Source organism: Acidobacteriota bacterium, from assembly GCA_026707545.1.
GTDB lineage: Bacteria > Acidobacteriota > Thermoanaerobaculia > Multivoradales > Multivoraceae > Multivorans.
On sequence record JAPOWR010000001.1, the window covers coordinates 783,885 to 803,405 of the forward strand.

The 19,521-nt window shown below is 69.1% G+C and carries 13 protein-coding genes; 6 read left to right on the plus strand and 7 right to left on the minus strand.

Annotation, left to right across the window (positions count from 1 at the left end):
* Positions 1-113: 113 nt before the first annotated feature.
* The 6 genes from OXG83_03135 to OXG83_03160 all read left to right on the plus strand — a co-directional run bounded on the left by OXG83_03135 (position 114) and on the right by OXG83_03160 (position 8,364).
* A complete protein-coding gene (locus tag OXG83_03135) occupies positions 114-2,897 on the plus strand; it encodes a TonB-dependent receptor (protein ID MCY3964010.1) in 2,784 nt (927 codons plus the stop codon).
* A gap of 60 nt (positions 2,898-2,957) precedes the next feature.
* Positions 2,958-4,784 carry a PQQ-like beta-propeller repeat protein gene (locus tag OXG83_03140; GenBank protein MCY3964011.1) on the plus strand — a complete coding sequence of 609 codons (1,827 nt, stop codon included), beginning with the start codon at positions 2,958-2,960 and terminating at the stop codon, positions 4,782-4,784.
* 161 nt (positions 4,785-4,945) lie between these two features.
* On the plus strand, positions 4,946-5,566 hold the full coding sequence (gene grxD, locus OXG83_03145) for a Grx4 family monothiol glutaredoxin (GenBank protein MCY3964012.1): 621 nt from the start codon (positions 4,946-4,948) through the stop codon (positions 5,564-5,566).
* 32 nt (positions 5,567-5,598) lie between these two features.
* Complete coding sequence (locus OXG83_03150; GenBank protein ID MCY3964013.1) at positions 5,599-5,874, plus strand: BolA/IbaG family iron-sulfur metabolism protein; 276 nt, start codon at positions 5,599-5,601, stop codon at positions 5,872-5,874.
* Between the two features lie 70 nt (positions 5,875-5,944).
* Positions 5,945-7,276 (plus strand): hypothetical protein, encoded by a 1,332-nt coding sequence (locus OXG83_03155; protein MCY3964014.1) that lies wholly within the window; start codon positions 5,945-5,947, stop codon positions 7,274-7,276.
* Between the two features lie 107 nt (positions 7,277-7,383).
* A complete protein-coding gene (locus OXG83_03160; GenBank protein MCY3964015.1) occupies positions 7,384-8,364 on the plus strand; it encodes an ROK family protein in 981 nt (326 codons plus the stop codon).
* Positions 8,365-8,383: 19 nt separating this feature from the next.
* Here OXG83_03160 and OXG83_03165 read toward each other — a convergent pair whose 3' ends face one another.
* Genes OXG83_03165 through OXG83_03195 form a run of 7 tightly spaced genes read right to left on the minus strand, consistent with a single transcriptional unit; the run spans position 8,384 to position 19,501 of the window.
* Positions 8,384-10,999: a VWA domain-containing protein gene (locus tag OXG83_03165; protein MCY3964016.1), complete on the minus strand. Its 2,616-nt coding sequence runs from the start codon at positions 10,997-10,999 to the stop codon at positions 8,384-8,386.
* Positions 10,999-12,774 carry a hypothetical protein gene (locus OXG83_03170; protein MCY3964017.1) on the minus strand — a complete coding sequence of 592 codons (1,776 nt, stop codon included), beginning with the start codon at positions 12,772-12,774 and terminating at the stop codon, positions 10,999-11,001. Before OXG83_03170 ends, OXG83_03165 begins: the two co-directional genes overlap by 1 nt.
* Before the next feature lie 4 nt (positions 12,775-12,778).
* Complete coding sequence (locus OXG83_03175; protein MCY3964018.1) at positions 12,779-13,684, minus strand: DUF58 domain-containing protein; 906 nt, start codon at positions 13,682-13,684, stop codon at positions 12,779-12,781.
* 20 nt (positions 13,685-13,704) lie between these two features.
* On the minus strand, positions 13,705-14,682 hold the full coding sequence (locus OXG83_03180) for a MoxR family ATPase (GenBank protein MCY3964019.1): 978 nt from the start codon (positions 14,680-14,682) through the stop codon (positions 13,705-13,707).
* Positions 14,683-14,714: 32 nt separating this feature from the next.
* Positions 14,715-16,154 carry a hypothetical protein gene (locus OXG83_03185; protein MCY3964020.1) on the minus strand — a complete coding sequence of 480 codons (1,440 nt, stop codon included), beginning with the start codon at positions 16,152-16,154 and terminating at the stop codon, positions 14,715-14,717.
* A 38-nt stretch (positions 16,155-16,192) separates the two neighbouring features.
* Positions 16,193-17,332, minus strand: a complete 1,140-nt coding sequence (locus tag OXG83_03190; GenBank protein ID MCY3964021.1) for a YncE family protein — start codon at positions 17,330-17,332, stop codon at positions 16,193-16,195.
* A gap of 27 nt (positions 17,333-17,359) precedes the next feature.
* A complete protein-coding gene (locus tag OXG83_03195; GenBank protein ID MCY3964022.1) occupies positions 17,360-19,501 on the minus strand; it encodes a hypothetical protein in 2,142 nt (713 codons plus the stop codon).
* Between the last annotated feature and the right edge of the window lie 20 nt (positions 19,502-19,521).

A 19,521-nucleotide genomic window follows, 5' to 3' on the forward strand; every position in this document is an offset into this window, starting at 1 on the left:
GGGAGGTTGCGCTGGCGCTTAGGAATCCTAAGGTTCTTTCAGGTTTTGCTCTAGATCCAACCTCGTTCGATCAGTCAAAGTAGGCTGGCTCCACGACAGAACCGGAGGTGACCATGTCGAAGATGCGTCCGTTGGTTTCAGTCCCGTTACTTCTTCTGTTCATCGCCGCGCCGGCCTTGGCCCAGAACGTCGGCACGGTCCGCGGCGAGGTGCGCGACGCGAACGGCGATCCGCTGCCGGGCGTGATGATCGAAGTCGACGGGCCGTTGGTGCGCGGCGACCGCTCGACGACGACGGGCGTCAACGGCGAGTTCCTCGTCACGGCGCTGCTACCGGGCACGGTTTCCGTCACCGGAACGCTCGACGGCTTCGAGGACGAGACGGTCGAGGACGTCCGCGTCTCGATCTCGCAGACCAGCACCGTGCACATGGTCCTGCAGCTCGCCGCGACCTCGGAGGAGATCACGGTGACCTCGGAGCGGCCGATCCTGGACGTGACGAGCAACGTGATCAGCACCCACCTGACCGAGGAGTTCATCGACGACCTGCCGACCAAGCGGAGCTTCCAGGACTACGCCGCCATGGCCAAGGGGGTGACGCTCCAGGGGCGGGACCAGACCTACGGCGACTGGAGGTACTCGGTCTACGGCAGTGGCGGCGTATCGAACTCGTGGAACCTCGACGGCCTCAACTCCTCGTTGCACGACTACGGCGGCGTGTGGTTCTGGATCAACCCGGACACGATTTCGGAGGTCCAGGTGCTCGGTGTGGGTGCCCCGGCGGAGTACGGCGGCATGTCCGGCGGCGCGATCAACATCGTCACGAAGTCCGGGACGAACGAGTTCGACGGCCGCCTGAACTACTACGGCCAGTTCGACTCGCTGACCGCCGAGGGCCCGAAAGTTGCCGGATTGACCGGCGAGGAGACCGGCTTCTATCGGGACAAGTTCAATAACTTCACCCTGGCGCTCGGCGGCGCGCTGGTCCAGGACGAACTGTGGTACTTCCTGTCGCTCGAGTACAAGGAGGACGCCCTCGGGGAGCCGGGCTCGATTCGGGAGTTCGTCCGGCCGGACCTCTGGGAGCGCTCCGCGCTGAAGCTCGACTGGACCTTCAACCCGTCGAACACCTTGACGCTCAGCGCCCAGTACGAGGACTACGACTGGCAGGCGGCGTCGGATCCGTTCCTCTCCCAGGACGCGCAGGCGCACGAGTTCGGCATCCGGCCATCCTTCCGCCTCGGGTGGCAGTCCGTGTTCTCGAACCGGACGTTCTTCGAGGTGAACGTCGCCGACTTCGACAACTACGACCGGGTGGCCTCGGTCACCGGCAGTGTGGAGCCGCCCTTCGTGGACTACACGCAGCCGGTGCCCACGACCGTCGGCGGACCGAGGTATCCGTACGACTACGGTCCCGGGATGGTCCGCACCAGCGCCAAGCTGACCCACTTCGCGGATGACCTCGCCGGCAGTCACGAGTTCAAGTTCGGCGTCCAGTTCACGGACGCGACCACGAAGACGCCGCAGCTCTACCCAGGCCCGGGCGGTCTCTACTACGCGAAGTTCGCCGAGAGCTTCTACTGGCGCTACACCCGGCAGCAGCACTACTACGGCAGCGACTCGACCTCTCTCGGGCTCTTCGTGGACGACTCGTGGAACCTTGGCGGCAAGACGACCCTGAACCTCGGTGTGCGCTACGACCACGACAACGGAGGCATCCCGCCCTACGAGGTGCTGCTGTCCCACGGGGGCGGCAAGGGGAATGCCGTCTTCAGCGGTGACTTCTACCCCGCCTACGACGATCTCGTCGACTGGAAGAACATCTCGCCGCGCCTCGGGATCGCCCACCAGGTCGGCGAAGGCGAGCGGCAGGGTGTGCTGCGCGTCTCCTACGGCAAGTACTTCGAGGCGAACAATACGGCCATGTGGAACGGTCCTCACCCCGACCGGCCGCCCTCGATGTACGCCTTCAGCTACTACCGGAACGGCCCCTGGTACGTCTACCGGACGGTCGCCGACGAGAATCTCATTCAGCCGGACCCGAACATGCAGGCGCCCGAGTACGACCAGTACGCCCTCGGCTACGAGCAGCAGCTCAGCGAGACGCTGACCCTCGGCGCCGAGCTCGTCGTCAAGCGCGGCACGAACCTGATCGGCTGGCACATCCTCGACGACGGTGTCTACGAGGAAGTGCCGTTCGAGAATCCGGAGACCGGTGAAACGATGACGCTCTTCGGCATCGTCGAGGAGCCGACCCGGCGCAAGGGGAACAGCCCGGGGCCGGGCGCGAACGCGCCCCCCGGTGCGAGGTACCACCAGGACTACGAGGCCATCTTCGTGAGCCTGACCAAGCGGAAGGTCGGCCGGTGGGGGATGAACGCATCGCTCGGCTGGTCGAACTCGGAGGGATTCACGGCACGGAACCTCGACCAGCGCCAGGCGGAACCGTTCTTCTCGTCCCAGTCGGGCGTGGATCCGAACCACCACATCAACGCTGAAGGGCTGTTGCAGGGAGACCGAACCTGGGTGTTCGCGGGCCAGGTCCAGGTCGACCTGCCCTGGAAGCTGCGCGGAGCAGCGGTGCTGAAGGTTCAGGATGGCCGGCCCTACGGACTCTTCCAGAGGGTCCAACTGCCTCAGGGCCAGATCGATGTCGCCCTGACCCCGCGTGAGGACCAGCGGAGAATGCCGGGCAGCGCGACGCTCGACCTGGGCATCGGGCGCAACTTCTCGCTCGGTGGCGACGTCTCGTTCGGCGTCGATCTGCAGGTCCTGAACGCCCTGAACGAAGACGCCTGGGACTGGTGGCAGGCCACTGCGTTCAGGGACGGTAACCTGGTGCCCTCGCTCTATCAGTATCCGCGCCGGCTGATGTTGCGGCTGAGCTTCGATTTCTAGCGGCGCCGTGGCCGTTCGTTCCCGGCTGACTACTGACCTCGACCAGAGGAGATCCTCGTGATGCGGAAAAGCGAAAGTCGTTCGGTCAACGGAGCGCTGAAGCTCCTTCTATGCGTGGCGCTGCTGGGGGCTGCGTGGTCCGCGCCGACCCTTGCCGCCGAAGGTGACTGGTCGCAGTGGCGGGGTCCGGCCAGGGACGGATACGCGCCCGTGGCCGGCAACGAGAGCCTGGCCGCGGCGCTTCACGGTCCGCTGCCGGCGTCGCTGCACCAGGTCTGGAAGCTGGAGGTCGGCCTCGGGCAGTCGGCGCCGATCATCCACCAGGGCAAGCTCTACATCCACGTCCGGCAGGGCGAGGAGGAGGTCGTCCTGGCGCTCGACCCGGAGACGGGTGAGGAGATCTGGCGCTACGCCTACCCGGTCGCGTACGTGCCGGTGAATCACGCCTGGGCCTGGGGCCCCGGCCCGAAGTCGACGCTGACCGCGGTCGGGGACACGCTCTATACCTTCGGCGTCACGGAGCGGCTGCACGCCATCGACGCGGAGCAGGGCGACGTACTCTGGGACAAGAGCTACGACGACATCTACGCGCAGCCGTTTCCCGAGTGCGGCACCAGCGCCTCGCCACTTGTCGAGGGCGATCTGGTCATCGTGCCGATCGGGCAGACCTGGCCGGATCCGTCGATCGAGAGCCTCGGCGAGATCGTGGCCTACAACCGGCACACCGGCGAGGAAGTCTGGCGCACGGAGTACCTGCCGCCGGGCTACGCCTCGCCGAGGGCGTTCACGCTCGACGGGGTCCGGCAGCTCGTCACGTCGACCCAGAACCACGTGGTCGGCATTCGCATCAGCGACGGCAAGACGCTATGGAAGAAGGAACTGCGGATCTTCATGGAGCAGAACATCCCGACGCCGCTCCTGTACGAGGACAACATCCTGATCGGCGGCTACCACTGGGGCAACGCGCTGCTCGATCCGGAGCCCACCGGCGGCGACGGGCTCTGGGACGTCAACAGCGTCTGGGCGACCAAGCGGCACGAGCTGTACATGGACTCGCCCGTGCTGGTCGGGGACCACGCCTACTTCCGTTCCCACAAGAGGCTCGGGACGCTCGTCTGCGTCGACATGCGCACCGGCCAGCAGTGCTGGCAGGGTCCGCCCCAGGTGGCGCGGTACGCGGCGTTCGTCGTCGTCGGCGGGGACCGGCTCCTGGTGCTGACGGACAACGGCGAGATCAAGGTGGTCGCCGCCGATCCCTCCGAGTACCAGGAACTCGCTTCCTGGGACGTCGCCGACACCCCCGTTTTCACGCACCTCACGGTCGCCGGATCGCGGATGTACGTGAAGGACGAGGCGCACCTTGCGGTGTTCGAGATCGCGTCCGACCAGGTGACGGACGCGGCGGCCGGCCCGGCCGGCGACGTGGCCGCTGACTGGACGCCGACCGCGGAAGACGAGGCCGCGGTGCTGGAGGTGGTCAACAAGGTGCTCGACACGCAGAGGGACGCGAGGACGTGGGAGCAGGTCGAGGAGCACCTGAGCTACTGGTCCGAGGACTTCAGCGACTACTCCGGCCAGACGAAGGCCGACTGGGTCGCGATGTACCGGAATATCTTCAACGCGGCCGGCGTGATCGGACCTCCGACGGGCTACGACAAGCAGTCGATGTACCTGGAGGGGTGGGTCGGCGATACGGCGGTCGTCCGCGGCGTCTTCATCGACTTCCGGCCGCGTCGCCAGGCGATCATGGAGCAGTTCTACACCGTCAGGAAGTACGACGACCGCTGGCTGGTCACCGGCACGGACAACCGGCCCATCTGGGAACGATGGGCTGAGGACGGGGAGTACAAGAGCACCGCCTTCGGCGAGGAGACGGAGGACCAGTAGGGATCAGGCTCCGCCTGCGGCGGCTCGCTGCCGGCACCTCCCAGGCTTACGTGGAAGCCCTGTCTCCTGTGCCTTAGCGCGGCGCGGACGCCGCGACTCGACTGGTAGGCTGTGGCGGCTCTGCCGAGGGGCCCGTTCCGCTTGCACCGAGGTCTACCGCCATGTCGATTTCCCCCGAACTTCAGTCCCGCATCCAGGGCATCGTCGATTCAGGTTCGACCGTCCTGTTCATGAAGGGCAACCCCGCCGCGCCCCAGTGCGGTTTCTCGGCCCAGGTCATCCAGGTGCTGAACCGGCTGCTTCCCGAGTACCAGACCTTCGACGTGCTGTCGGACTCCGAGGTCCGCGAAGGGGTCAAGGAGTTCTCCGACTGGCCGACGATCCCCCAGCTCTACATCGGCGGCGAGTTCATGGGCGGCTGCGACATCGTCAAGGAGATGTACGACAGCGGCGAGCTTCACGATGCTCTGGGCATGGAGCGTCCCGACCTCTCGGGCGACGACGTGGCGATCTCGATCAGTCCGGACGCGGAGCAGATCCTGCGGAACGCCCAGCAGCAGCAGCGGGCGGAACTGCACTTCGGCATCGATGCGAAGTTCCAGCCCTTCCTCGGCTTCGGCCCGGCGACGGGAGCGGAGGTCCGGGTGCCGGTGGGGGATCTCTTCTTCCTGCTCGATCGGGACTCGGCCGCTCGCGCCCAGGGCGCCTCCATCACGGTGGTCGACAGCGAGCACGGCCAGCGCCTCGACGTCGACATTCCGGCCGCCCGCGTGGCCGGCTGATCGACCGCGGTTCGGATCGACCAGCGCCGCGTATGGAGATTGCCGGCCAGCCAATGACCCACGAGACGGCCGAGCGCGTGCGGGAGGCGGTGGCCGAGGCGCTGCCAGACGCCCTGATCGAGGTGACGGGCGAAGGCAACCACTTCAGCCTGCGCGTGGAATCCGCCGCCTTCGCCGGCTGCAACCGGCTGGCGCGCCAACGGCTCGTGCTGCGAGCGATCGCCCCTTTGATGAAGGGCGAGAGCGCCCCCGTTCATGCGATCGACCGTTTGGAGACCGTGCTGCCGGCGGAGGGCGCGGGGCAATAGCTGAGTCGTCACTCAGTGTGGTAGGGTCCGACCAGTCATCCGCAACCAGATTCCTGGGAGGAAGCCCGTGATGTCACGCCGTTCCCGCCTCTGCGCTCTCGCCGCCATGCTCCTCGTTGCTGCGGCGCCGATTCTTGCCGCCGGCCCCGACGGGGTCGACAGCCCGGACGAGATCACGTTCCACGAGGACGTCGAGCCGATCCTGCAGCGCTCCTGCCAGGGATGCCACCGCCCCGAGGGCGTGGCCTACGGCGGCATGAAGGCGCCGATGGCCCTGACGACCTACGAGGAGAGCCGACCCTGGGCCCGCAGCATCGCGCGCCAGGTGGAAGCGAAGCGGATGCCGCCCTGGTTTGCCAGCGACGAGACGCACGGGCAGTTCACGAACGAGCGGATTCTGAGCGCGGACGAGATTGACACGATCCTGACCTGGGCGAAGACGGGCGCCCTTCGCGGCGACCCCGCGAACGCCCCCGAGCCCATCGAGTGGCCGACGGGCTGGCTGATCGGTGAGCCGGACCTCGTGCTCGACCTGGCCGAACCGTTCTGGGTCGACGACGACGTGAAGGACGTGAACATCAGCCTGAAGGCCGAACTGATCACCGAGAAGATGCTCCCCGAGCCGCGCTGGATCAAGGCGATCGAGTTCCGGCCCGGCAGCGACGTGGTCCACCACGTGGTCGGTTCGCGGATCGCCGCGGAGACCGAGACGCCTGGCGCCTCCGGCCTGCTCGGCGGCATCGCGCCCGGCACCGAGCCCTTCTACCTGCCCGAGGGCGCCGGCCGCCTGCTGGTGCCTGGCACCCAGCTCTACTTCTCGATGCACTACAACAAGGAGCCGGGCGAGGGCACTGGCGTCTGGGACAACTCCCAGATGGCCTTCAAGTTCCATCCCAAGGACGCGAAGATCGATCGGGTCGCGAAGTGGGAAGGCGTCGGCAACAGCGACTTCGAGATCCCGCCGGGCCACGAGAACTGGATCATCGGCGCCTCCAAGGTCTTCGAGTACCCGACCACGATCTACGGTTATCTGCCGCATTCCCACCTGCGCGGCCTGGACGCCAAGTACACCGCGTACTACCCGGACGGCACCGAGGAGGTCCTTCTCAACGTGCCGGCCTACGACTGGAACTGGCAGACGAACTACATCTACAAGGAGCCGAAGCAGCTTCCGCCCGGCACCCGCATCGACGTGCTGATGACCTACGTCAACACGGAAGAGCGGAACGAGGCCACGGTGCTCGAGCTCGACACGACCCGCGCCGTCCAGTTCGGCGGTCCGACGACCGACGAGATGATGATCGGCTTCATCGACTACTCGGAGGATCGGGGCGAGGACCTCGTGACCGAGGTCGAGGAGGCGACCGCGGCGGTGACGCCCGCGGCTGGCGGCGGTCAGTAACGGCTCTGTTGCAGCAGGCCTCTTCATGTGCGGCGCGTCCACTTCGTTGGGCGCGCCGTTTCTCTTTGTGAGACAGCCTCTCTTTGGGAGAATGCCGCGGTCGGACCATGACGACTGAGGCACTCTACGGCGCCGTCGACCTGGGCGGTTCTCACATCGGGCTCGCTCTGGGCTCTGTCGACATCGAAGCGGGCGAGTACCGCCTGGTCGCTCGTCGGAACCTCGGAGGCGGCGGCTACGACGGATGGGAGCCGATGCTTGACCGGATTGCCGAGGGCCTGCTCGAGCTGGAACGGGAGGTTGGCAGGCGCCCGGCCGCGGTCGGCGTCGGTTGTCCCGGATGGGTCGACCTCGAGGCCGGCGTCACGCGGTTCCTGCCCAACCTGCCGGGCCAGTGGCGGGATGTGCCGGTTGCTCGCCTGCTCGGCGCGCGCTTGGAGACGCCGGTCCGCCTTCTGAATGACGTTCGCGCGGCGACGCTGGGAGAGTTCCTCTTCGGCGCCGGTCGTGGAGTGTCGACGATGGCGCTGTTCGCGCTCGGCACCGGGATCGGCGGCGGCGTGGTGGTCGAGGGCAGACTGCGCTTGGGACCGCTCGGCTCAGCCGGCGAACTTGGCCACCAGATCGTCGATCCGACCGGTCCCCTCTGCGGCTGCGGGAACCGGGGCTGCCTGGAGGCGGTAGCGAGTGGCCCGGCGATCGGTGCGTCCGGCGTTCGGCTCCTGCGCTCGGGTCAGGCGCCCATCCTGCAGAAGATCGCCGGCGGAGACACCGAGAAGGTCAGCGCGGAGACGATGGGGGAGGCGGCGAGGGCCGGTGACGAGTCGGTGGCGCAGGAACTGGAGCGGATCTCGCGTCTCGTCGGCATCGCCGCGGCCAACGTCGTCGTCGCTTTGCACCCTGAGCTCATCGTGCTCGGCGGCGGCGTCGCCGGCCTCGGCGACCTGCTCTTCGACGGCGTCAGGCAGACGATCGCCGAACGTGTCCGCGTCTTCCCGACCGACGACGTTCGCGTTGAACCCGCCGCCCTTGGTACCGACGCCGGGCTGGCTGGCGTGCTGGTCTGGGCGGCGTCGCGGTCGAAGTAGCTCCCGCCGGCCGTTCGCGCTATGCGGCTGGCCGGTTCGCGGCCCGGGTCCCGGCGGCTGTAGCTGTCGCCACGTGCCGCCGCCGGCGCCGGAGCAGGAGTTCGGCCAGGAAGAGCAGGGTGGCCGCGGCGGCGAGGACGGGCCACAGCTCGAAGCGCCGGATCGCGGTGGAGGGGCCGGGCGCGGTGATCGCGGCCACGCCACCGCCAACGGTCTCGTGGAACAGGCCGCTGGTCGCGGCGGCGAGTTCGGCGAGAGCGGCGACGTCGGGGGCGCCGGGGCGCATTTCATCGCGGACGGGGAAGAAGATCGTGCGGCCGGGGCCCGTGCCGGCCTCGGCGTCGGGCGTGCCGGCATGGACCTCCACGCGGTAGGGCTCGAGGCTTGGCACGAGTTGCAGGCCCTCTTCGGGTGACAGCCGGTAGAGGCCGGGACCGGTACGCTGCATCGGTGCATCGAGTCGACGGTCGCCCCGCAGAACGACGAGCCGGGGTTCGAGGTCGCTGGCGAAGCGCCCGGCGTCCTCGATCACGCTGAGTTCCGCTTCGAGGACCTCGTCCCGGCGGTCGAGGCGCAGTTCCCACTCGGCGCTCGCCCGCCGGCCGGCGGCGTCGCGCACGACCTGGCCGACAAGGCGCGGCAACTCAGGCCAGCGTAGCCAATCGCTTGCCCAGCGGGGCTCGAGATCGGAGGTGAACATCCAGGTCTTGCCGAGGCCGACGTAGCGGCTGGCCAGGATCGGATCCGACTCGCCCGCAGCGAGAATGATCTCGGCGCTGTCCTTGGCCACCGCGGCAATGCGGCCATGGAGCTGGGGCGCCGCGGCGACGTCGATACCGGCGAGCGCCTCGGACTGGCCGTGCAGTTCGACCCGGATCTCCTCTTCGCGTGCCGAATCCGGGAGCTGGTTCATCGTCTCGTCGATCAGGATGCTCTGCACGGAGGAGGGATCCTCGATCGTGTAGGCGTTGCCGTCGCCCCAATCCGCGATGTCGGAAAGCAGCTCACGGTCCGACTCGACGCCGATGGCGACGGTGGAGACGGTGATCTCTTCCTGTCTCATGCGGAGCACCAGGCGCTCGTACTCGTCCGGGTAGGTCCGGCCGTCGGATACCAGGATCACGTGCTTGACCTCGGACTCGACTGCGGAGAGTTGATCCAGGCAGGCCTCCAGAGCCGGATAGAAGTTCGTCTGGGCGCTGGCCTCGATCCGATCGACGCGATCCGCGAGCCGTTCCTGCTCGCGCACGAACTGCAGGGGGACGATCTCGTGGGTATGCCAGTCGAAGGCCACCAGGCCGAAACGGTGCTGCTCGTTGAGCATCCCCAGGGCAGCCTTGGTGGCCTCCTTGGCCAGGTCCATCTTCGGACCCTTCATGCTGTAGGACTTGTCGAGCGCGATCATCAGCGCGACCTCGCTGCGTTCTTCCTCGATCTCGAAGTCGAGCGGCAGAACCCGTTCGAGCGCCGAATCCCCGTAGCCCTCCTCGCCGAACGTCGCCTCGCCGGCGACGAACAGCAGGCCGCCGCCCTCGTCCTCGACCCAGTCGGCGAGCGTCTGCTGTGCGGGTTCGGGAAGGCTGTCGGCGGAGACGTTGCTCAGGAGGATCGCGTCGTAGCGACGCAGCGCGACCGGATTGAACGAGGCGCGGTCCGGCGTCGTTCGGGTCACCTGCAGTCCCTGGGCCTGCAGTAGACGCTCGAGGTCGCCCGAATGATCGCCCGGGGCCAGCAGCAGGACGCGGTGCTTGGGCTTTACGCGGAGACTGCCGCGCCAGAGGGCCCCCTGGGTCGCCGCTTCGCCCTCACCGCCGCCGAGGACTGCCTCGAAGGTCTGGAGCCCCGGCTCGGAGAACGTCCACGGCAACTCGATCTCGGTGACTCCGGGGACGAGGGGCACGGTGTGCAGCTCTTCGGCGCCGCTCCCGCGCAGGGTCAGTGGCGCCTCGGGCAGCGACGCGCGGCTGCCGAGGCGGAAGATCCAGTTGTGGGGCTCGCCGGCGTGCAAGGGGCGTTCCCCGTCGTCGAGTTCGACCGATTCGATCCAGATGGGCGGCGCCACCCGGTCGAGCACCGCCGTGTCGATGCGGAGGTCCGGGTACGTTTCGGCGGTGCGGGCCGCGACTCCGTCCAGGTTCTGGCCGTCGGAGAGCAACAGCACGCGACGGACGCGATCGGGACGTAGCGTGGCGACGGCCTGGCGGAGCGCCGCACCGGGGTCTGTATTGCCGCGGTCAAGGGCCGCGGCGCCGGCCGACGCGGTACTGGAATCGGCGACTTGGAGGCGCCGCAAGTCTGCGGCACCGTCGGCGGCCGCGGCGCGGTCGGCGAACGCGAAAAGCCGCACGGGGCTTTCCGGTTCAAAGCCGCGTTCCACTGCCTGAAGCGCGCGATTCAGACTCGCCGGCTCGACGCTGGCGGAGACGTCGACCAGCACGGCGATATCGAGTTCGCGGCTCCTCCACGTCAGGACCGGCTCCACGAGCGCCAGCACGATCAGAGCCAACAGCGACCCGCGCATCCAGAGCAGCCGCCGGCGCTGACGGTCGGGCCAGTCGCTCCGCTGCGACCACAGCAGGACGGCGATCGGAAACGCCGCGAGCAGCCAGAGCGGCTCCTGCAGGGCGATCGGCATCACACCGTGATGCCGCGGAAGAAGGTGATCGCCTCGATGGAAGCGAGGAGGAGGCCGGCGAGGGCGAGGGTGCGCCAGGACCAGGGGCGGCGGGTCTCCCGGGTGAGCTCGGCGAGGCGGCCGTGAGGGACGGGGTCTAGGTCGGAGTTGTTGATCCGGGTGGCTCGTTCGTCCTGGAGGCCCGGGAGGATGGTGTCGTCACCGTCCGTGAGGGTACCGGTGAGCCACTCGGTGGCGTTCTGGAGCAGGGCGGCGAGGTCGGGACGTTGCGCGAGGGGTGAGGTATCGAGATCGAGGGCGATGACGACCAAGCGGGCGCTGAGGTCCGGCCCGGGTGGCTCGGAGCCGGCCGGCGTCGGGGCCGGGTCGGTCGGATCGCAGACAGCGATTGCGGTCAGGTTGCCGGCGGCGGCTACGGCCGTACAGCGAGGGTCGAGTTGGCGGGTGGGGATTCTCGCGGGCAGGCCGAGCAGGGAGACGCCGTCGAGGATCGGGTGCTCGGCAGCGATGCGGTCGATCCGGCGCTGGGCGGGGGGCGCGGCCTCTGCGGGCGAGAGCCCACCGGCTGGGGCGGCGTCCGGTGGGTCGAGGAACAGGCTGGGTAGCGGCGGTCCCGTGGTCTGGATGGTGCGATGGAAGACGGCGATGTCGGCTGCAGCCGTGGCGGCGGACGAGGATTCCGGTGGCTGCGTGCCAGCTTCGCGGAGCGTCCCGTCGGCTGCTGCGCGCACGGCGACGACTACGACCGATGGGTCCGCGGCGAACGCCCGGGCCGCGGCGGAGTCGGCGAACGAGGCTCGGCTGCGGGTATGAACGACCAGTCGCCGTTGACCGCGCAGCCGATTCAAGGGCTGCTCAGCACGCGCCGTGGCGGGAAGTCCGGTAGTCCGTGCGTCGACCAACGTGGCCCGGTCGTCCAGCGAGAAGACGTCGTTTGGCGTCCGAAGGCTTGCGGTCACCGGGCCGGGTGCGAAGCCGGCGATGTCGATCAGGGCGGTGAAGCGGTTGCCGGACGGCAGTTCGAGTTGCCGGCGGATGCGGATCGTCTCGACATCGGCGATCGTCAACTCGACGGGTACCAGGCCGGTGGCGCTGGCCGAATCGGTCGCCAGGACTTCGACCAGGGCTTCCGGCTTTGCTTCGTGGCTGGGCGCGGGACGGGTCACGAAGTGGACGATGCCCGCGTTCCTGGCTGGAGCGAGGACCGAGATCGTCTGGGTCGCGGTCGCCGGGTCGAGGATCGGCCGCCAGTCCGAGACGCCGTCAGTGAAGAGGTACGCCGTGTCGGCGGCGGGAATCGCGGGTTCTGGCTGCTCTTCCGTTTCCTCGGACTCGAACGAACCGGAAAGGGCGAGCAGTGCCTTCGCGGGCGTCAGCCGCGTCGGATCGGCGCCCAGAGTGAATCGGCTGCCGGTGTCTGCCTCGGCGACGATCCGGCGGGCCTCGGCGACGGCCAGGTCCATCCGGGTCCCCGTCCCATCCGGCAGGGCGGCGCTCATCGTCGGCGAGGAGTCGAATGCGAGGGCGATCCGGTCGCCGCCGCCGGGTTGCAGCCAGCTGGCCTGACCCGCGGCCAGGGCCAGACAGCCGGCCACCGTCATCGCGAGTAGCAGCGAGAGCAGCCACCGCAGGCGGTCATGCCGTTTCCGCCGGTGCGCCAGCAACCGCCGCCAGAGCAACGTGGAGGCGACCGACAACGACTGCGCGGTGGGCCGGATCAGATAGATCGCGAGCACCGCCAGGGCGGCAAGCAGAAGCGGTAGCCAGACGGGCATGGCGTCAGCGTCCCCGGCTCAGCAGGCCGCGGCGGAGGGCGCCGAGGGCCAGTTCCTCGAACCTCATCTCGACTGGCGCCTCGATGAAGGACCAGCCGCGGGCGGTGCAGCGGGCCCGGATCTCGTCTCGGTGGGCGTCCGCTTCGTCTTCCAGCTTGTGGAGGAGGGTGGGGGCGCCGTGGACGCGGAGGGTGTCGCCGGTTTCGCTGTCGACCAGGGTCGTGTCGCGGTCGAGCGGCGCCTCGAGGTCCCGGTGGTCGGTGACCTGGAGCACCGCGACGTCGTGCCGCAGGGGCAGGAGCAGGTCGAGACCGCCTTCCGTTGTGTCCGAGAGCAGGTCCGAGATCAGGATGACGAGACCACGCCGGCGGCCGGCGGCGAACACCTGGCGTACCGCGTGGTCGAGCCGCGTGTCGCCGCCGGTGTCGAGATTGGCGAGGAAGTCGAGTGCGCGCCACACCTGCCGCGAACCGTGGAGCGGCCCCAGAACCTGGTGTGCGTGGCTCGAGTAGGGCGCCAGCGTGACCCGGTCGAGGGTGGCCAGAGCGATGTAGGTCAGGGCGGCGGCGATCCGGCGCGCGGCGTCGAACTTGCGTCGCCCGGCGTCGCCCGGCGTCGGCGCCATGGAGCGGCTGCAGTCGAGCAGGATGTAGACGGCCAGGTCGCCGTGTTCCTCGAACATTCGCAGGAGCAGGCGGTCGAAGCGGAGGTAGGCGCGCCAGTCGAGGTGGCGCACGTCGTCGCCCTCGACATAGGGGCGGTAGTCCGCGAACTCGATGCCGGAACCCAGGTGGGTGGCGCGGTGCTCGCCCTTGAAGCCGCCCGCGGGTACGCGGCGCGTCAAGAGCCGCAGTCGCTCCAGCCGGGCGAGGAAGGCCGGCTCGAAGGCGAAGGCGGAGTGGTCGGCCACGGCTCGGAGCTGGAGCCCGCTCAGCCCTCGGGCACGCTGTCCACCACGTCCTGGAGCAGTTCGTCGAGGTCGATTCGTTCCGCCTCGCCCTCGAAGTTCAGCAGGACGCGGTGGCGTAGCGCGGGCAGGGCGACGGCGCGGAGGTCTTCCCGGGCGACATTGGCCCGGCCTCGGATGAGGGCGTGGACCTTGGCGCCGAGAACCATCGCCTGGACGCCGCGCGGGCTGGCCCCGACCCGAACGTAGCGGCGGACCGCCTCGGCGGGACGGTCTCCCTCAGGTCGGGTCGCGATGCCGATCCGGATCGCGTAGTCCTGGACCGGTCGCGCGATCGGAGTCAGCCGCGCCGCGCGCCGCATCGCGATCACGCGTTCGGCGGTCCAGAGCGCGGCCGCCGACGGCGTATGCCCCGAGGTCGTGCGGTCCATGATCGTGTGCAGTTCCTCGGTCGCCGGGTAGGTCATCCGCAGCTTGAAGAGGAACCGGTCGAGTTGTGCCTCCGGCAGCGGGTAGGTCCCTTCCATTTCGAGCGGGTTCTGGGTGGCGAGCACGAAGAAGGGCGGTCCCAGTTGGTTCGTCTCACCGCCGACGGTCACCGTCGTCTCCTGCATCGCCTCGAGCAGGGCCGACTGCGTCTTCGGAGTGGCGCGGTTGATCTCGTCCGCGAGCAGGAGATTGGCGAAGATCGGCCCGGGCTCGAAGACGAGCCGCCGGCCTCCCGCCTCGTCTTCGCGCAGCACGTGGGTGCCGACGATGTCGGCGGGCATCAGGTCCGGCGTGAACTGGATGCGGGAGAACTCGAGATGGAGGGCGTCGGACAGGGTCCGCACGAGCAGCGTCTTGCCGATGCCGGGGATACCCTCGAGCAGGACGTGCCCGTCGGCCAGCAGGCCGATGATCACGCCGTCGACCACGTCCTCCTGGCCGACGATCACCTTGCCGATCTCGGCCCGCAGCTCGCTGCAGCGCTCGGCGAAGTCGGTCAGTTGCAAGGCCAGATCGGCCGCGGTCCGGGGCGCGGCGGTGTCGTTCACTGGCGCTCCTCCCGAGACTCGTCCTCCGGCCGGGGGTGCTCCAGCGACTCGAGGTAGCGCCGCACGGAGGCGCGGTGGCGCCAGGCGATCGGGTGCCGGGGCGGCGGCAGATCGCCGGTCGCGGCCTCGGCGCCGCCGCCGACGTTGGCGCTGGAGCCGCGCATCGCCACCTCGGCGGCCCGGAACTGGGTCGCGCTGGTCGTCGTCAGGGGCCGGCGTTCGATCTCGTCCTGCGACTGGAGCAGGGCGGTCTCGAGCGCCTGTTCGAGGCTGAGGGCGGGGATCAGGAGATCGCCGAAGGGATCGACCATCTCCTCCTGCGGGCCGGTGCCGACTCCGGCGGCGCCGCCGTCGGCCTCGGCACCGGCGGCCCCGGGTTCCTCGCTGACCGCCGCCGCCGTGCCGGTCTCGCCGCCGGCGCCCTCGCCTTCCTCGGTCGGCTGACCGCCGGCGCCCTCGCCGGATGCCGATTCGGCCGCGGCCTCGGCGCCTTCGCCATCGCCCGGCATGCCGGGTGCGCCCGCTTCCTCCTCTCCGGCTCCGTCGCCGGTGTCGAGTTCACGCATGAGGTCGGCGCCGGTTTCGGCGTTCTGTTCGCCGGCAAAGTCGGCCGCGGCGGCTTCGCCGCCCTCCGGATTGCCCTCCATGGCCTCGGCGTCCGCGCCGTCGCCAAGGCTTCCTTCGACTGCGTCGGACGCGTCTCCGGCGTTCCGGCGCGCGTCCTCGGAGTCCGGTTCGCGGATGCGGAGAGTCAGGAAGGGAAGATCGCTGAGCCGCACATCGAACTCCGGAACGCCCGGCCTGCGACCGGGTTCTTCTTCCAGGAGGGCTGCCGCCTCCAGCCCTGGGGCCACGTTGTCCGCGCCGTCGGCGCTGATCGCCGCGGCCAGCGCCTCGCCGACGAAGGAGGTGGGCAGGACGACCGGCATCAGGAGGACCACACTCAGAAGGGCCGAGGCCGCGGCGCCGCGGGGGACGAGGCGGGGCGCCGCCCGCCGCGCGCCGGTCCGGTCCAGACCCGCGACCCCGCGTTCGAGGACGAGTGCGATCCAGGGTAGTGGCCAGACGGCTTCGGCTTCCGGCGTGGGGCGCCCGCTGTCGGTGTCGGCTCGCCCCTGCATCTCGAGGGCCGTGGCGACCGCGTCCCGCAGATCGCCCGCCTTGTCCACCGCTCGCGCGGCGGCTGGAAGATCGCGGCCCAGCGAGGCGGCCTCGCGCAGGACCAGCGCGACCAGGACGATGCCTCCGGCCCACGACGGCCACAGCGCAGCGGCGCTGCTTTCGGCGCCGGCCGCCATGCGCAGCAGCCAGGTCGAGAGCAGCCAGAGGCACGATGCGGGCACGAGCCAGACGAGCGCCGCGAGGGCGCGGCGCAGACGGAGCCGCCGGTCGACGGCGGAAAGACCGCGCAGGAGTTCGCGGCGCAGATCGGTCACGGCCTGGTCGGCCGGCGGGGAAACGGCGCGAGAAGGACTCAATTCGGTTCCCAGAGCGCGATGCCGCCGGCCTGCTTGCCGATGTCGATCTGCGCGACGCGCCGGTACGAGCTGTTGTCGTAGACCTCGACGACTCCCGGTTCGCCGCCGATGCCCTCGACCGTGACCAGGCTGAAGCGCCCGTCCGAAGTGATGGCCACTCCGTGGGGGATGCGGCGGGTGGTGTCCTCGCGGGCGACCTCGGTGCCCGTCTCCAGATCCCAGAAACCGATGGAGTCGCCCTTCTTGTAGGTCACGACCAGCAGGCGTTCGTCCGGTGCCACGGCCGCGTTGTAGGGACCTGCCGCCGGTGTTTCGAGGCGGCGCGAGACGTTCCACGCGGCGGTGTCGACCTCGTAGAGTGCGTTGCCCGAAAGAGCGGTGATGTAGACGAGGCCGCGGGATGTCGGCTGCGTGACCCAGGAGGGCTCGACCGCGGCGCCGGCGTGGGCGCTCTGGTGGCTTGCGTGGTCGCCGTGGGCGGCGTGAATGCCGGTCTGGGTCCCCAGCTTGAGGCGCCGGCCGACCTCGAAGCGGAGCGCGTCGACCTCGACGAGTTCGTCGTCCATCATGTTCACGCTGTAGAGCTTCCGGCCGTCGCGGCTGAGCCGCGCGCCGTGCGGCATGGTGCCGCTCTCGAACTGGGCGATCTCGGTCATCGTCGAGGTCTCGACGACGGAGACCGTGCTCGGCACGTGGTCGCCGTAGAAGTCCGAGTTGACGACGAACAGCAGCCCCGTGGTCGCGGCGATGTCGAGGGTGGCCGGGAACATGCCGACCGTCGTGTCGCCCAGCCATTCGTCGGTGCCGGTGGCGTACTTGTGGATCGAGCCGAAGGGATTGCCGTGGGCGATCGAGACGTACCAGTAGCGACCTCCCGCCGAGACGTTGATGCCGTGGGGACCCTCGATCTCGGCCGGAAAGCTGCCGACGGTGATCGTCTTCGTGACCTCGATTCCCGAGGGTCCGAAGCGGATCAGGGACACCTCGTCCTCCGATTCGGCGCAGACGTAGGCGTAGTAGTTGCGCGACGGTGGGACGGGATCGGACTCGGCGCGGACGGGGCCGGCGCTCACCGCACCGAGGGCCAGAACGAGGGCAGCCGGTGCTGCCCACGGCGGCAGCCAGGAGGTCGACATGCGCATCCGGCCGTTACCGCCGGGCCGCTAGTGCGGCTCTCCGATGATGCGGTTCGGGTCTTCCGGATCCTTCAGCTTGACGGCCCACAGTCCGGAGTGCCAGTCCGAGAAGAAGATGTGATCCTTGTAGGGCTGCGGACCCCAGACGAAGGGGGCGTTGGGCACCAGGGCCTCGGAATCGAAGGGCATGAACATGCCGATCTCCCGGCCCTGCCGGTAGAGATCACCACGCAGTTCGCCCGAAACGTCGACGACGCGCAGGCCGCCGTTGTAGTAGGCGACGTACATGATGTCGTCCTCGATCCAGAGGTTGTGGGTGCCGGCCTCGGGCACCTGGTAGCGGGCGACTTCGCGCGGGTTCTCCCAGTCGTCCCAAGAGATGACGTGGATCCAGCCGGCGGCGCGGGGCGGCGCTGAGCGCGGATCGCGCCCGAGCTCGCCGTAGGGGAAGGCCTCGTCGCCGGCGAAGACGTAGAACTTGCCCGTCGATTCGCTGCGGTAGGGGTAGGCGGCGTGGTTCCAGCCGCTGGGGTAGGCGTAGCTGCCGAGCTGCACCGGGTTGTTCGGCGCTCCGCCCATGCCGGCGCCGCCGACATCGATGGCGACCACGCCGTCCTCCCAGTTGGAGCTGAAGGCGACGCCGTCGACCACCCAGACGTCGTGAATCGAGTGCCCGGGTGTGTCCAGTTCGAAGCGGCCGACACGATAGGGCTGGGTCGGATCCTCGATGCTGATCACGTCGAACCGCCTGCCGTTCGAGAGAGCGTAGACGTGCTCTTCGTGGATGAAGACGTTGTGCACCCCGCCGCGCAACTGGTCGTCGAAGCGGGAGAGGATGCGGACGCCAACCTGGGGTTCGGAGACGTCGAGCACGACGAAGCCGTTCTTGCGGTTCGAGGCGCCCTCACGGCTGATCACCGCGATCCGGCCGTCCTCGGAAACCTTGACGTCGTTGACCGTTCGGGCGTCCACGCGAACCGCGTCGATCAGCACGATGCTCTCGGGGTTCGTGACGTCCCAGATGTAGGCGTGACCCTCGGCACCCCAGGTGCCGGTGATCGCGTAGTCGTTGCCGTCGGTGCCTTCCCACACCCAGAGGTCGGAGGTCCGTCTGTCGCTGACCTTGCCCTGGCCGATGAACTCGATCTCCTTGTTCACGCGACGGGGCTCGACCCGTAGCGGCAGGCTGGCCGAGTGGTTGCCGGAAAGCGCGGTGACCGTGTAGATGCCGGAGCGCTCCGCGACGAAGGCGCCGTCCTGTTCGATCTGCGCCGCGGCGCCGGGCGCGATGATCTGCGCCGCCGGCTGTCCAGCGACCAGGAAGCGGACGGGCAGATCGGCGACCTCGCCGCCGTTTCCGTTGCGGCCGACCGCCTCGAACCAGACGACGTCGCCGGTGCGGGCGTTGTCGGCGGAGGCGGTCAGTTCCAGGCGCTCGGTGGGGTTCGGGACGATGGTGATGTCGAGCGCGGAGGACGCGTCTTCGGCGGTGGCGGTGAGCGTCGCGGTTCCAGGCGCGAGGAGCGTGAGGCCGCCGAAGCCGTCCGGCTCCGCGACCGCCGGATTGGAACTCGAGTACCCGACCTCGACGTTGTCCCGTTCGACCGCCGTGATGTCGACGACGCGGGCCATCAGCGGAAGGTCGGTGCCGGCGTAGAGCGTTGCGGGGAGTCCGACGATCTCGACACTCTCGACGGGAGGATTCGGAATCGTCACTTCAACCTCGACCCGGAGCAGGGCTTCCGCCCGGCGCGGCTCGTCCTCGGCCTCCTTGGGCACAAGGGCGATCACGGTGACTTCCCCGGGACCGTGCGCTTCGACCTCGCCGGCAGGGTTGACCCCCAGTCGCCGCCGGTTGCGGGAGAAGAAGACGACGTCGACGCCTTCGATGGGTTCGCCGTCCTCGCCCACGACGGTGGCCGTAAGCGTCGCCTTGTCGCCGACTTCGAGCGTCAACTCGGTCGGTGACACGACGAGTTCCGCGCCGGGGGGAACCGGAGGCTTCTCCTCGCCTTCGCCGTCGCCTTCCTGGTCGGCGGTCTCTTCGGGCTGCTCCTCGGCAGCGTCAGGGTCGGCGGGTTCCTGGGCGGCCGCCGGCAGCGCGGCCAGCAGAACCACGGCGGCGAGAATCGTCAGCCAGATCGGCGGACTGGTACGGAGGAGGTTCACGGCGCTCGTTCTCCGGGAAG

Bases quoted from the DNA above. Each gene is read 5' to 3' on its own strand.
- OXG83_03135 (MCY3964010.1), top strand. From the start codon at position 114: ATGTCGAAGATGCGTCCGTTGGTTTCAGTCCCGTTACTTCTTCTGTTC.
- OXG83_03140 (MCY3964011.1), top strand. From the start codon at position 2,958: ATGCGGAAAAGCGAAAGTCGTTCGGTCAACGGAGCGCTGAAGCTCCTT.
- grxD (MCY3964012.1), top strand. From the start codon at position 4,946: ATGTCGATTTCCCCCGAACTTCAGTCCCGCATCCAGGGCATCGTCGAT.
- OXG83_03150 (MCY3964013.1), top strand. From the start codon at position 5,599: ATGGAGATTGCCGGCCAGCCAATGACCCACGAGACGGCCGAGCGCGTG.
- OXG83_03155 (MCY3964014.1), top strand. From the start codon at position 5,945: ATGTCACGCCGTTCCCGCCTCTGCGCTCTCGCCGCCATGCTCCTCGTT.
- OXG83_03160 (MCY3964015.1), top strand. From the start codon at position 7,384: ATGACGACTGAGGCACTCTACGGCGCCGTCGACCTGGGCGGTTCTCAC.
- OXG83_03165 (MCY3964016.1), bottom strand. From the start codon at position 10,999: ATGCCGATCGCCCTGCAGGAGCCGCTCTGGCTGCTCGCGGCGTTTCCG.
- OXG83_03170 (MCY3964017.1), bottom strand. From the start codon at position 12,774: ATGCCCGTCTGGCTACCGCTTCTGCTTGCCGCCCTGGCGGTGCTCGCG.
- OXG83_03190 (MCY3964021.1), bottom strand. From the start codon at position 17,332: ATGTCGACCTCCTGGCTGCCGCCGTGGGCAGCACCGGCTGCCCTCGTT.